This is a genomic window from Caballeronia sp. LZ003, from assembly GCF_031451465.1.
Taxonomy (GTDB): Bacteria; Pseudomonadota; Gammaproteobacteria; order Burkholderiales; family Burkholderiaceae; genus Caballeronia.
On sequence record NZ_JARUXJ010000231.1, the window covers coordinates 62,100 to 75,141 of the forward strand.

Genomic DNA, 13,042 nt, shown 5'->3' on the forward strand with positions numbered 1-13,042 from the left:
AAAGTTATGTCCGCAGCAGAGCTTCCGGTTCCCGATTTTGCGCGCGATATGCGCCTGATCGGATACTGCGACCAAGGCGGGCGCCCGGACGGCGTTCAGCTCATGGTGCATCGCGGCTACGCGTACATTGGCCACATGTTCTCGAAGGGCTTCAGCGTCATCGATGTGCGTGATCCGCGCCGGCCCACGCCGATCCATTACGCGGCGGCGCCGCCGGATACCTGGAACATCCATCTGCAGGCGCATGACGATCTGCTGCTCGTCATCAACGCGAAAGATATGTTCGCCGCCACCGAGTTCCAGGACGAGCGCGCGTATTACAGTGGCGCGCTCGGCGAGAAAGTGGGCACCGCGAGCCGGTCCGGCGGGGTGCGCCACTGGCGAGCAGGTCTGGCGGTGTACGACATCTCGACGCCCGACGCGCCGCGCGAGGTCGGCTTCATGTCCGTCGAGGGCGGCGGCATTCATCGTGTCTGGTACACCGGCGGGCGCTGGGCTTATGCTTCGGCGCTCCTTGACGGCTTCACCGATTACATCTTCATCACCATCGACATGGCCGATCCGCGCCGTCCGGTCGAGGCGGGGCGCTACTGGATTCCCGGCATGCACGCGGCGGGCGGTGAGACCCCAGTCTGGGATAGCACGCGACGTTTCGGGCTGCATCATCCGATTGTGCATGGCGATACCGCCTACTGCGCGTGGCGCGATGCCGGCATGGTGATCCTCGATGTCGCCGACCGCGCCGCGCCGAAGCTGGTCGCGCATCGCAACTGGTCGCCGCCGTTCGGTGGCGGAACGCACAACTGCCTGCCGCTGCCTGATCGCGATCTGCTCGTGGTGCTCGACGAAGCGGTACTTGACAATCAGGCCGACGGCGAGAAGTTCATCTGGATGTTCGACATCCGAGAGCCGTCGAACCCGGTAAGCATCGCGACCATGCCATCGCCAGCAGAGATCGATTATGCGGCGAAGCCCGGTCACTTCGGGCCGCACAATCTGCATGAGAATCGCCCTGGCACGTTCGTCAGTTCGGAGATCATCGTAGCGACGTATCAGAACGCGGGCGTGCGCGTATTTGATATTCGTGACCCCTATCGGCCGGCCGAGATTGCGGCGCTCGTGCCGCCGACGCCGGATCGGCTGGTCGACCACCGACAAAACCGGCCCCTCGTGATCCAGTCGGCAGATGTGTTTGTTGACGCAACCGGTTTGATCTACTCGACAGACTATAACGGCGGTCTGTACGTGATGGAGGTCGAGTCATGGCGTTGAAGGCGGCGCTGGTCGGGCTTGGATGGTGGGGACGGCACCTGCTTGGCCAAATGCACGCGTCGCCGGCGTTGCAGTTCGTTGCCGCAATAGGAAGCCGCGATGCTCATCGTCCAGTCGCCGAAGAGTTTGGCGTGCCGTTTTCCACCGACTATGAAGCGATGCTCGCTTGCACTGACATTGACCTTGTCGTGATTGCGACGCCGCATCGGCTGCACGCGCAGCAGGTAACAAGCGCTGCCGCGCACGGCAAGCATGTGTTCTGTGAGAAGCCGCTCGCAATGAGCCGTGAAGACGCACGAGCCTGCATCGAGGCGTGCGCGCGTGCTGGGGTGCGGCTGGGCACTGGTCACGAGCGCCGCTTCGAGGCGGGAGTGATCGCGCTCGCGAAATTGGTGCGCGACGGTGAGCTCGGCGCGATCGTCCACGCGGAAGCCAACTTCAGCCACGACAAGCTCGCGAGTCTCGCCGCCGACAATTGGCGCGTGGTCGAGAGCGATGCCGTGCCGCTGGCGATGACCGGAACGGCAATTCACATGACCGACCTGCTGGCTGATCTGCTCGGTGAGATCGAAGAGGTCTTCGCGACGGCGCCTGCACGCGAGGTTTCGCAAGCGGGGCGGACATTGTCGCTCCAGGTGCGATTTGCGACCGGCGCTACCGGCTATATCAATTCGATCCTCGAAACGCCGCTTTATATGCGCGTCGCGATGTATGGAGCGCAAGGCTGGGCCGAGCTGCGCAATGCCGATCATCCGGATTCAAAGGGTGCGAGTCATCTCTGTGTGCGTCGCGCCGACGGAACGGAACGGTGGGCCGCATTCGAGTGGAATGATTCGGTGAGGGACAACATCGAGTGCTTCTGCGCGGCGATTGGTGGGCAGGCGAACTATCCCGTTAGCACTAACCAAATGCTTTCGAATGTTGCGGTCATGGAAGCGGTTGCGCAGTCGCTTCAGCACGGCCGGGCAGTGCGCATCGTTCCGTCGCCATAGCAGACAAGGAGCATACCCACTAGGCACGTGACAAAATCAATGAGGAGACAGAGATGGCTAAAATACATAGGATAACGAAATATATTGGCCCAGCATGTGTCGCTAGTCTGTTTGGCATGTCAAATTTGGCGCATGCGCAGGCATCGACGGTCAAGTTGTATGGGTTGCTGGATTCCGTAATCGGAAACTTTAAGGCGAGCGGTGATCCTTCGTCGGTCGTCGGCATGCTCAACGGCGGGCAGATCACCTCGTTTTACGGAATGCGTGGAATCGAAGATCTCGGCGGTGGGCTGAAAGCGGGTTTCGCGATCGAGAGTTACATCTTCGTGAATAACGGTCAGGTTGGCCGATTCGCCGGCGATGGCGCATTCTCGCGCAATGCATACGTTGAGCTGGCGAGTCCGTACGGCATGATCCGCATGGGACGGCAGGTGACGCCGCTGTTCTACATCATGGCGCGCTCCAATCCGATGGGAGGATCGTTTCGCTTCAGTCCGTTGATGACCCAGTCATGGATCGTGAACTATGGCAGGACCGTGCTTGGCGATACGGGCTGGGACAGCTCAATCCTTTACCAGTCACCGTCGCTTGGCGGCCTCACGTTTTCTGTGCAGACGACTGCGCCAGGAAATGGCGCGCACGACGAAACCGCCACGCTCGTCTACGATCGAGGGCCGTTGTACTTGGCGGGAGTCATTCAGCGCGTCAGGACCGGACTGGGCATCGTCACGCCGGTCGATCACCAGAATGCGTGGTATCTAGGAGCGAGCTACAACCTCAACTTTGTGCAGTTGTATGCGACCTACACGCACACGGCATCATTTGATTTCGGTTCGACCAACAACACCTATCACGGCGGCGTGACAATCCCGATTGGTGTGTCCGCGCTGGAACTCGCTTATTCCCGCACTAACACGCGGTTATCGCTGAACTCAGTGTCCTATGATCGCAACACGGCCGGCGTGACTTTCGATTATCCGCTGTCAAAGCGTACCGATGTTTACGCGAGCTACATGTACGACAAGCTGAGCACAGCAGGTACCTCGAACAGCTTCGGAGGGGGGATAAGACACCGCTTTTGAGCACTCGCCACCGAGCTGGTGGCGAGCGTGCTCAAGAGGCAAACTGCCTCTGGCGCTCACTGGTGTGTTCATGCGGCAGCAGCGCTGTGACACACATTACACTGACAAGATGCAATCGGAGACTATTAAATGGCATTAGATGGCAAGAAGATCCTTGTATTGGGCGGCTCTTCGGGCATTGGTCTTGGCGTGGCCACGGCTGCGATAGCACAGGGAGCCAAGGTAACTATCGCGTCGCGTTCTGCGAGTAAGGTTCATGATGCGCTTGCAAGGCTTGGCGGGTTCGCTGCCGGTACGAGCCTTGATACCGGCGATAACGCTGCCCTCGAAGTGTTCTTCGACGAACAAGGATGCTTCGATCATGTATTCTGTTCTGCGGCGCAAACCATGGTCGCCGCCGTGCGTGAGCTTCCGCTAGAGAGCGCTTTTGCCTCGTTTGAATCGAAGTTTTGGGGCGCATACCGGCTGGCGCGTTCGGCGAAGATCGTTGACGGTGGCTCGCTGACGTTGACCTCGGGATTTCTGTCAGTGCGTCCAAAGGCCGGTGCCGCCATCCAAGGGGCGATCAATGCCGCGCTCGAAGGGCTGACTCGCGGCTTGGCCCTGGAGTTTGCGCCTGTACGGGTCAACTGCGTCTCGCCTGGCTTAGTCGTGACCGAGATGTACGACGCACTTGACCGCGACCGTCGTCATGCCATATTCGATGCAGCGGCAAAAAGGTTGCCAGTCGGTCGAGTCGGAACGCCTGAAGACGTCGCCGCGCAGGTCATTGCCCTGATGAGCAATGCCTACATGACGGGAACTACTGTTTTCGTCGATGGCGGTGGCGCCATTGCCTGAGCTTGGGGCAAGGTTGGCGCGAGCTAGTTGAGACGACAATTGATGCGTTTATTGCTCTAGCGTCGAGGAGATACCTTCGGATCACCGACTCCTGGCGCAAGTGCTATTGATGGAGCGGGAGTGGACGGTTTCCACCGCGCCACCGGGGTACACAGGATAAGCCGCAACGATATAAACGCGTTCGACGCGCGAGTAACGCCGACGCCGTCCCTCGACTTGCTTACTTTCGCGGGATGCACGCTTCTAAGCGCTTACTCTCTCGCTGAACCTAGACAGGATCACACAACAAATAGTCAGGGGTGACAGTACCCAATTATATAGAGGCATTTGATGAAAGTGAGGCCGGGTAAATCACCTCTCCTCTCCCGTCATACAACGCGTTCTCCTGAAGCGGGCGCCTTCGATCACCGGATTTTGCCGCCTGTGGAGGGCGACGCTAGCTTTCTAATTTGCCTGTTCCTAGTCTGACCTTGAAGGCGGATCAGACAACGACAGTGTGCCAAGGCGACCCCGGTCGTCTATACCAAAGAGGAAAAGTCAAGATGCAAAGCAAGCCAGTGATCTCAATCGAAGATGTTTCCCGCATCCTCACCGCCGCTCGCGCTGAGGCTGACAAGCAGAAGTGGCCGGTTGCCATCTCAGTCGTAGACGATGGTGGTCATTTGCTCGGCATGCTTCGTCTCGACGGATGTGCAGCTATCGGTGCCGAAATCTCCATCGGTAAAGCCCGCACTGCAGCGCTTGGTCGGCGTGAATCGAAGGCATACGAAGAAATGATTAATGGTGGGCGTACGGCTTTTAGCACCGCTCCACTTATCACGGCTCTTGAGGGTGGCGTGCCTCTCATCGCAGAAGGCCATGTTGTCGGTGCAATCGGCGTGTCCGGAATGAAGCCCGCAGAAGACACGCAGGTTGCGAAAGCTGGCGTTGCTGCGCTCGTCTGAGGACAACATCGATTTGCCCTCCTTCCTGACGGGAGGCAAATGCGCGCCGAGTCAGTCACCACATAACGTTTCGAATGGGGTATGCGTTGAGCCGTCGCACCGATGTCACCTTGCCATTTCCGCGGCGTGCTTCGAAATCTTCGAAAATCTTGGTCGCGTAAATGAATAATGAAGTCAGCAGACCTCTACATAAGGACTGCGTCAGTAAGATTTTTGAACACAAAAGTCGCATACCTTCATCTACTCATGCGCTATCCTGAATATCTCAACCGACGCGTAATCGTGCGCGGTAGGCGGCTGTGGCTGCACTACGGTGTGTTCTGGCTCGGCGCGGTCGTGACTGGGCTCGTCGCAGTGATGTACGCGAGGCTGATCGATTTCGGCTTCGACACTTTTGTGCGCGTTACGAAACTCTGCTGGTGGCTGCCTTTGATGTTGACTCCCGCGGTTAGCGCTTTAAGTGTATGGCTTACCCGGCGCTTCTTTCCCGGCGCGGAGGGCAGTGGGATTCCGCAGGTCATCGCAATGCTGCATAACAGGCGTGATTTAGGATCGAGCCTGCTTACAGTACGCATTCTTATCGGCAAAATTATCTTGTCGTATCTGTCGATCCTCGGCGGATTCACGATCGGGCGAGAAGGCCCAACCATCCATGTCGGCGCGGCACTCATGTTCAGCCTGCGCCGCTTTTACCCATTGCGACTTCTCAGGCTGAGCGGCGGCGCACTTGAGCGCAACTTGGCACTCGCGGGGGCAGCGGCGGGATTGTCAGCCGCGTTTAATGCGCCGCTCGCTGGGGTGGTTTTCGCCATCGAAGAACTCATGCGGACTTTCGAGCAACGCTCTAGCGGGGTGTCGATCACAGCGATCATTTTTGCCGGCATCGTGTCGCTCGCGCTACAAGGCAACTACACCTATTTTGGCACGATCAACTTGGAAGGGCGCTTTCCTCACTCGCTGGCAATGGCCGTTGTTCTGATAGGTTCCGCAACGGGCATCGCGGGCGGAACATTTTGCTGGCTTCTGCTGAATACGCAACGTTGGATGCCCGCGCGTGTGGTCAGCTGGCGTCAGGCGCACCCGGTGTCCTTCGGTGCGGCATGCGGCCTTCTCATCGCGATGGTTGGCGTGACCGCCGGCGGTCACACGTTCGGGAGCGGGTATGCGGAAGCGCGCGGCATGCTCGAAGGTCAATCACAAGTGGGCGCGAGCTATCCTTTATTCAAAATGGCGTCGATGATCTGCTCCTATCTTCCTGGCGCGCCTGGCGGACTTTTCGCGCCATCGCTCGCAATCGGTGCGGGGATCGGCAACGCGCTGCACCTCACTTTTGCAAACATACAGTTGCCGATGCTTATCGCGCTAGGTATGGTCGGCTATCTTGCCGCCGTGACGCAGAGCCCGATCACCGCATTTGTGATTGTCTTCGAGATGATCAACGGACACGCACTGGTGTTGTCTCTCATGGCAACGGCGCTCATCTCAGGTCAAGTTTCGAAGCTGTTTGGACCGCCGCTGTACGAGGCGCTCGCACAGAAGTATTCAAACACTTGATAGCCGGGCATAGGCCCACGCTCCTCGCGTTAATGAAGGATGCATATTGACAGGGCCAGTTAGAATTTCGTAACGACAGTTGGATCCAGATGTCGCTCTTCGAAGGCTGTTGCGTCCAATCCGCCTTTAAGAGCGCGGGTTGAACGGTCAGGGTGCGTGTGTATGAGTTTCGCGGTTTCTGACGGCAGAGCTGCTTTTTGCTGACGCTGCTCCGCGCTTGCGTTCATTCAACTGGCCTTTCGTTGCTTCCAGATTTCTCAACGACACGTTAGTTTCCCCAAAACTTTCGCAGCAAATGTCGCAACCTGTATATGCGTGGTAATCAGGCGGTTTTGGGATCGGGTGAGCTCTCCCGATGGCGACCTCGGCGCCGGCGCGACACTTGGGCGGATGCCGGGTGTAAATAGGATTAACGGTTGGGTGGATGGTCAGAGAGCATATCGGCGCCGTGCACGGACGATAAGAGTGTGAAGCGCCCCGGGTTCCGGATATCCCAAGGCCTTTGTCGTTGCTGCCAGACACTGGCCGTTGCTCATGTAGTGGTCCGTGGCCGCCTTTTTTTGTTCTGCCGAGTAGCGCGGCCTCAAGCAAATACGTTCCCTCGGCAAATCCAGGAATCGCTCGTACGCGTGATACCAACGTTCGAGAGATTTCGTTGTGGGATAGCCCAATTGACGAACGGTCGCGGTAAGGCGCTTCCCAAGCTTCAAGCAGAGCTTCACTGCTCGGATGCGGTCTTCGTACGAATACATGGATTAGCTCCTCATAGTCCAAGAATTCCGCCGCACCCCCAAACACGACATTAGGATATTGCCGCTACAAAGCGAACGTCTATAAACTTCTATTATGTAAAACAAGATACAAAGGCGATGCTCCAAATGATCAGCGTGTTCGGCTAGGTCGATGCAGGAGGGCGTGGAAAGGCGCTGACTACCTACGCTCGCTATGGGTCTATTTCGTTGAAAAACTCGCCTGAAAGTCGGATTGTTCGTTATCCTTGATTCATCAATCGACGGAGTGCATCGTCATGATGGGTCAGCGAAGTGGCAATCAGGAGCAGCTGTTTTACGCGTTCAACCTTGATGATCATGTTCCGAAAGACCATCTGTTACGCGGCATAGATCATTTCTTCGATGCCAGAGATCTGCGTCGGCACATGGCGTCTTTTACAGTCATACGGGGCGCCCTTCGATCGATCCAGAGTTGATCATTCGCATGCTGATCATCGGATACTGCTTCGGCATCCGCTCCGAACGGCGCCTGTGTGAAGAGGTTCATCTGAATCTGGCGTATCGCTGGTTTTGTCGCCTCGGCCTCGAAGATGCGGTGCTCGATCACTCAACTTTTTCAAAGAATCGCCATGGCCGGTTTCGCGACAGCGACATGCTGCGTCATGTATCCGAATCAGTTTTACGTCGCTGCATGAGCGAAGGTCTCGTAGATGGTGAAGGGTTCGCAATCGACGCCAGCGTCATCAAAGCCGACGCCAATCGCACTCGAGGCATCGCCCGGGACTCAAGCGATCGGCTGGGGGCATGGCGAAAGGCCCAGCCGTGCGGTACGTGAGTATCTGGCGACGCTCGACGCGAACAACACTGACGCCCAAGACATGGAACCTCCGCCGGAACCTGTCACACAACCGAAGAACATTTCACTAACCGATCCTGCTGCACGTTGGACAGCAGCACCCGGTGGCCCGGCGTTCTATGCCTACTCGACCAACTACTTGATTGATCTGCACGCGGGAATCATCGTGGATGTCGAGGCCACCCCCGCATATCGCACACAGGAAGTGGACTCAACAAGGACCATGATCGATCGGGTCGAGCAGCGCTTCCGCCTCAAGCCACAACGTCTGGTAGGTGACACCGCATATGGCACTGCGTCGACGCTTGCCTGGATGATCAATGAGAAGGCGATTGAGCCGCATGTTCCAGTGTGGGAGAAAGGAAAGCGTAGCGACGAGACCTTCGAGAACAGCGATTTTCAGTGGCTCGAGCAAAGCAATGAGTATCGCTGTCCGGCCGGACACGCACTGCGCAGCGAACGGCGTCCGTTCACGAATCCGCGCACGCACATCACCAAGGCCAACACGGTCGTCTATCGATCAAGCCAGATGGACTGCGCTGAATGTTCATTGAAAGACCAATGCTGTCCGAACACACCCATACGGAAGATAGCCCGAAGCGTCCACGAATCAGCACGCGATAAGGCAAGGGCTATTGCGAAAACACCGGCATACAGGCAGTCACGCAAGGACCGCAAGAAAGTTGAGATCCTGTTCGCTCACCTCAAACGCGTCATGAAGCTGGATCGTCTCCGACTGCGAGGTCCGTCAGGTGCTCATGACGAGTTCTTGCTAGCTGCAACTGCGCAGAACCTGCGGCGAATGGCGAAGTGGTTGATGCCAAAGCAGGAAGAAACGGCGGCAGCGGCCGCTTGAAATGCATCGCAGAGCAACGCCCAGATGCGGCATGTTCGGAAAGAGCCCTGAGCGCGTCGATTGCACGCCCAGACATGCGCGCCCATGGGCGATAACCGGGTTTTTCAACGAAATAGGCCACTTGCAGTCGTTCGTTGGGCGAATAAGGAGGCCACTCAGACGGCCGCTTCAAGGGCGGATTCAACCGGTCGTCGCAACACCCTTGATCGCGGAGGTGTTGCATGGTGCGAAGTGCAAAGCAGGTGTATCGGTTGACCGGTCGAGCAGCGATGTACTCGCCGGGCGCGCCATCGCTTAGAAACGAGATTGAGCGTCGCTTTTGGCAACAAATCGCGACTGGCATTACGAGCGAGAAGGCAGCGCAGGCGGTAGGCGCGTCTCAGGCGGTGGGCTCGCGCTGGTTCCGCTATCGTGGCGGCATGCCACTATTCATGTCCAAACCGATCACTGGTCGTTACTTGTCGTTCTCTGAGCGAGAAGAGATAGCCTTGCTCTCTGTCCAAGGACTTGGAGTGCGTGAGATCGCTCGGCGTATCGGACGCAGTCCGTCAACCGTTTCGCGAGAACTGACGCGCAATGCCGCAACGCGCAGTGGGTATCTGGAGTATCGTGCCTCTGTCGCGCAGTGGAAGGCGGATCGATTCGCTAAAAGACCGAAGCCAGCGAAGCTGGCGACTAATGAACGACTGCGCGATTATGTACAGGAGTGGAACAGCCCCCTGAAAGACCGGACACAGTCTCCCACTTACAATAGCGGGTAGGCATAAGACTGTGTATATGACTCACAACAAGAACGAAGTGATGGAAGTGTTGACGGGACCTGAGCGCCGACGGCGCTGGTCGGCTGATGAGAAGCTGGCGATGGTTCGGGAGACGTTCGAGCCGGGCAAGACAGTTTCGATGGTGGCTCGGCTGCACGGCATCAATCCAAATCAGCTGTTTCAGTGGCGCAAGCTGCATCAGGACGGCAGCCTGTCGGCAGTGAGCGCTGGAGAAGAAGTTGTGCCAGCGTCCGAGTTGAGCGACGCGCTGAAGCAGATAAAGGAGCTCCAGCGCCTGCTGGGCAAGAAGACCATGGAGAACGAGATTCTCCGGGAAGCCGTGGAGGTCATGAAGTCGCGAAAATGGATTGCGCGCTCACCCTCATTACCGGGGGACGGCCAGTGAAGCAGGTCTGTGACGTTCTCGGTGTAGCGCGCTCAAATGTGTCGGTAAAGCTCGCCCGGACTGCTGACTGGCAGGATGGCCGGCGCGCACGCAAAACGGATGATGCTGGCATTGTCGACGAAATTCGTTTGCTCGTTGCTGACTTGCCCAGCTACGGCTATCGACGCGTCTGGGGCCTGCTGCGAAGCGAGCGGGAATTGCGGTGTGAGGTTCCAGTGAATGCGAAACGTGTTTATCGCGTGATGCGCCAGCACGATTTGTTGCTTCACAGGAGGCCTGCGAGGCCGAGCATCGAGCGTCGGCATGAAGGTACGGTGGCGGTGCCCAGAAGCAATCAGCGATGGTGCTCTGACGGCTTCGAGTTTCGTTGCGACAACGGCGCGCCGCTGCGCGTGACGTTCGCACTCGATTGCTGTGACCGCGAAGCGATCAGCTGGGCAGCGACGACAGGCGGTCATAGCGGCGACGTTGTGCGCGATGTCATGCTGGCGGCTGTCGAACATCGTTTCGGGAACGTTCGCAAAACGCCCGCGCAAATCGAATGGCTCAGCGACAACGGTTCGGGTTACATTGCCGAAAAGACCCGCGCGTTCGCTTCAGATATTGGTCTCAAGCCGTTGACCACGCCCGTATGCAGCCCGCAGAGCAATGGCATGGCAGAAAGCTTCGTCAAGACGATGAAGCGCGATTACGTTGCGTTCATGCCGAAGCCGGACGCGGCGACCGCCGTGCGCAATTTGGCCGTCGCATTCGAACACTACAACGACAAACACCCGCATAGCGCGCTGAAATACCGCTCGCCGCGCGAGTTCCGACGTAAAGCCGATTCATCAACCTTGGTGTGAGATGGTGTCCGGAACTACGGGGGCAAATCCACTGGAGTAGCCCCTTGAATCTCAGGACACGAGACACCCCTTAAAATAAGAGGGAATCTTGTGACTAGTTTCAAGCCTAGGCAAATCGTGAAAAGCATTGAAGTTCTGACCGAGCCGGAGCGCCGTCGTCGACGTTCGGTCCAGGAGAAGGTGGCCATCGTGCAGGAAACCCTGGAGCCGGGAGCAACGGTTTCAGCGGTTGCCCGGCGGCACGGGGTCAACCCAAACCAGGTGTTTGCGTGGCGCAAGCAATACGAGGAAGGCAGCCTGGCTGCGGTGAAGGCTGGAGAAGCCGTGGTACCCGCTTCGCAGTTGGCCACAGCGATGAAGGAAATCAGGGAACTGCAGCGTCTGCTTGGCAAGAAGACGCAGGAGGCAGAAATCTGAAGGAAGCAGTCGAGTATGGCCGCTCAAAAAATGTATGGTCCGCTCCGGTTTTGCAAGCGGGTTTTTCAGGCGAGACAGTTTGCGTAAATGTATCCGGCCTCTCGCGAGTCAGCTGCTTTTGGCAGCAAGGCCATGATGGGATATGCGCGGTCGGTTCCCAACAAATGGACAGACCTCAGCGGCCGGTTTTTGTCCCGGGCTTACCGAACGCCAGTGCACTGTTTCGTCATCAATTACCGTCTGCAAACTTTGAAGAGAGTGGGCTGATCATCGCGCTTGGGGCTGTCGCAAGTAGAACGTTCCTTGGCGTGTGAGAATCGTCCACGCGATACGTGCGAGTTTGTTGGCAAGCGCAACAATTACTTTGTTTCGATGGATTCCCTTCGCCTCCATCTGCGAGATCCAGACTCCAAGGTGATCTTTGGTGCGGTCGAGCTGGAGAACACAAGCACGTGCGCCGTGAATCAATAGTCTGCGCAGATAGGGGTTTCCACGCTTCGTAATTCCGAGCAGATGTTGTTTGCCGCCGGTGGAAAATTCTCCAGGCACGAGTCCTAGCCACGCTGCAAAATGGCGACCGGATTTAAACTGTGTTCCGGTGCCCGAGAAAGCTGTAATGGCTGTCGCGGTGAGGTGTGCAATACCCGGAACCGAGGTAAGTCGCGTTGCGACGTCGTCGGCGCCAGCGATTGCTTCGATCTGACGACGCAATTGCAATAGCCGAGCTTCGACGGAGCGATATTCTTGCCATTGCTCCTGCAAAACTTGTCGCATCGATACCGTCAGCCCATTGTTCTCGTCGGAGATAATGCGCGGCATATCGCGAACAAAGTAGGCGGGACCTGTGCCGATAGTAATGCCATATTCCAGCAAGAAAGCGCGGGCCTGATTGACGATAGCGGTCTTGCAAGACACCAGGCGTTGCCTGACTCGATGGAGAGCCTGCAAATCGAGCTGAGCTTCGGTCTTGGGCTGGGTGAAGCGCATGGTAGGACGAGAAATCGCTTCGGCTATGGCCTCCGCATCGACAATATCAGTCTTGTTGGACTTGACGAAGGGCTTGACGAACTGCGCGGGGACGATGCGAATCTGATGTCCGTAGGCGGCCGCTTTGCGTGCGAGCCAGTTGGTACCAGGACAAGCTTCCATACCAACGATGGTCGGAGACGCGCGAGCGAGAAACTCCAACAGCCGTTCACGATTGAATCGGCCCTTGAATACTGGCTTGCCTTTCGCGTCCAGACCGACGACATGGAAGACAGACTTCCCGATATCAATGCCCATGCGGGCGACAGCGGTGGAACTCAATTGACTCATGACACACCTCCGAAAAAGGGTCGGCGTCAGCGTCGATTATGCCCCTATGAGAGGAGCGGACCATCCTATTACTGGATTGCGCGCTCGCCCTTACTGCCCGGGGACGACCAATGAAAACGGTCTGCGATGTTCTCGGCGTGGCGCGCTCTGCTTTGGCAGTCAGAAAAGC

8 protein-coding genes and 4 pseudogenes are annotated in these 13,042 nt (G+C 57.6%); 10 read left to right on the forward strand and 2 right to left on the reverse strand.

Features of this window, described 5'->3' with window-relative positions:
* Window positions 1-6: 6 nt before the first annotated feature.
* The 6 genes from QCE79_RS35200 (at window position 7) to QCE79_RS35225 (ending at window position 6,684) form a co-directional block, all read left to right on the forward strand.
* Entirely contained in the window at window positions 7-1,272 is a 1,266-nt protein-coding gene (locus QCE79_RS35200) for an LVIVD repeat-containing protein (protein ID WP_250495371.1), read from the forward strand.
* Window positions 1,263-2,264 carry a Gfo/Idh/MocA family oxidoreductase gene (locus tag QCE79_RS35205; RefSeq protein ID WP_309852634.1) on the forward strand — a complete coding sequence of 334 codons (1,002 nt, stop codon included), beginning with the start codon at window positions 1,263-1,265 and terminating at the stop codon, window positions 2,262-2,264. Before QCE79_RS35200 ends, QCE79_RS35205 begins: the two co-directional genes overlap by 10 nt.
* Before the next feature lie 53 nt (window positions 2,265-2,317).
* A complete protein-coding gene (locus QCE79_RS35210) occupies window positions 2,318-3,346 on the forward strand; it encodes a porin (protein WP_309852637.1) in 1,029 nt (342 codons plus the stop codon).
* Window positions 3,347-3,475: 129 nt separating this feature from the next.
* Window positions 3,476-4,186 carry an SDR family oxidoreductase gene (locus QCE79_RS35215; protein WP_250495368.1) on the forward strand — a complete coding sequence of 237 codons (711 nt, stop codon included), beginning with the start codon at window positions 3,476-3,478 and terminating at the stop codon, window positions 4,184-4,186.
* 542 nt (window positions 4,187-4,728) lie between these two features.
* Complete coding sequence (locus QCE79_RS35220) at window positions 4,729-5,130, forward strand: heme-binding protein (RefSeq protein WP_309852641.1); 402 nt, start codon at window positions 4,729-4,731, stop codon at window positions 5,128-5,130.
* A 246-nt stretch (window positions 5,131-5,376) separates the two neighbouring features.
* On the forward strand, window positions 5,377-6,684 hold the full coding sequence (locus tag QCE79_RS35225) for a chloride channel protein (RefSeq protein ID WP_309852644.1): 1,308 nt from the start codon (window positions 5,377-5,379) through the stop codon (window positions 6,682-6,684).
* A 464-nt stretch (window positions 6,685-7,148) separates the two neighbouring features.
* Here the strand turns inward: QCE79_RS35225 and QCE79_RS35230 are convergent.
* Window positions 7,149-7,436, reverse strand: a pseudogene (locus QCE79_RS35230) (IS3 family transposase); the annotation flags it as partial.
* 275 nt (window positions 7,437-7,711) lie between these two features.
* Here QCE79_RS35230 and QCE79_RS35235 point away from each other — a divergent pair.
* The 4 genes and pseudogenes from QCE79_RS35235 to QCE79_RS35250 form a co-directional block, all read left to right on the forward strand.
* Window positions 7,712-9,127: pseudogene (locus tag QCE79_RS35235) on the forward strand (transposase).
* A 242-nt stretch (window positions 9,128-9,369) separates the two neighbouring features.
* Window positions 9,370-9,834, forward strand: a pseudogene (locus tag QCE79_RS35240) (transposase); the annotation flags it as partial.
* Window positions 9,835-9,928: 94 nt separating this feature from the next.
* Window positions 9,929-11,139, forward strand: a protein-coding gene (locus QCE79_RS35245; protein ID WP_309852655.1) for an IS3 family transposase whose coding sequence is annotated in 2 segments (ribosomal slippage) — window positions 9,929-10,247 and window positions 10,247-11,139 — 1,212 coding nt in all. Because the reading frame shifts where the segments join, the coding sequence is not laid out codon by codon here.
* 126 nt (window positions 11,140-11,265) lie between these two features.
* A pseudogene (locus tag QCE79_RS35250) lies at window positions 11,266-11,663 on the forward strand (transposase); the annotation flags it as partial.
* 160 nt (window positions 11,664-11,823) lie between these two features.
* On the opposite strand, the gene QCE79_RS35255 reads toward QCE79_RS35250, so the two are convergent.
* Window positions 11,824-12,873, reverse strand: coding sequence for an IS110 family transposase (locus QCE79_RS35255; RefSeq protein ID WP_309852647.1), 1,050 nt, complete (start codon window positions 12,871-12,873; stop codon window positions 11,824-11,826).
* Window positions 12,874-13,042 lie beyond the last annotated feature (169 nt).

Excerpts from the sequence above, each read along its gene's own strand:
- QCE79_RS35200 (WP_250495371.1), top strand. The coding sequence starts at position 7 with ATGTCCGCAGCAGAGCTTCCGGTTCCCGATTTTGCGCGCGATATGCGC.
- QCE79_RS35205 (WP_309852634.1), top strand. The coding sequence starts at position 1,263 with ATGGCGTTGAAGGCGGCGCTGGTCGGGCTTGGATGGTGGGGACGGCAC.
- QCE79_RS35210 (WP_309852637.1), top strand. The coding sequence starts at position 2,318 with ATGGCTAAAATACATAGGATAACGAAATATATTGGCCCAGCATGTGTC.
- QCE79_RS35215 (WP_250495368.1), top strand. The coding sequence starts at position 3,476 with ATGGCATTAGATGGCAAGAAGATCCTTGTATTGGGCGGCTCTTCGGGC.
- QCE79_RS35220 (WP_309852641.1), top strand. The coding sequence starts at position 4,729 with ATGCAAAGCAAGCCAGTGATCTCAATCGAAGATGTTTCCCGCATCCTC.
- QCE79_RS35225 (WP_309852644.1), top strand. The coding sequence starts at position 5,377 with ATGCGCTATCCTGAATATCTCAACCGACGCGTAATCGTGCGCGGTAGG.
- QCE79_RS35255 (WP_309852647.1), bottom strand. The coding sequence starts at position 12,873 with ATGAGTCAATTGAGTTCCACCGCTGTCGCCCGCATGGGCATTGATATC.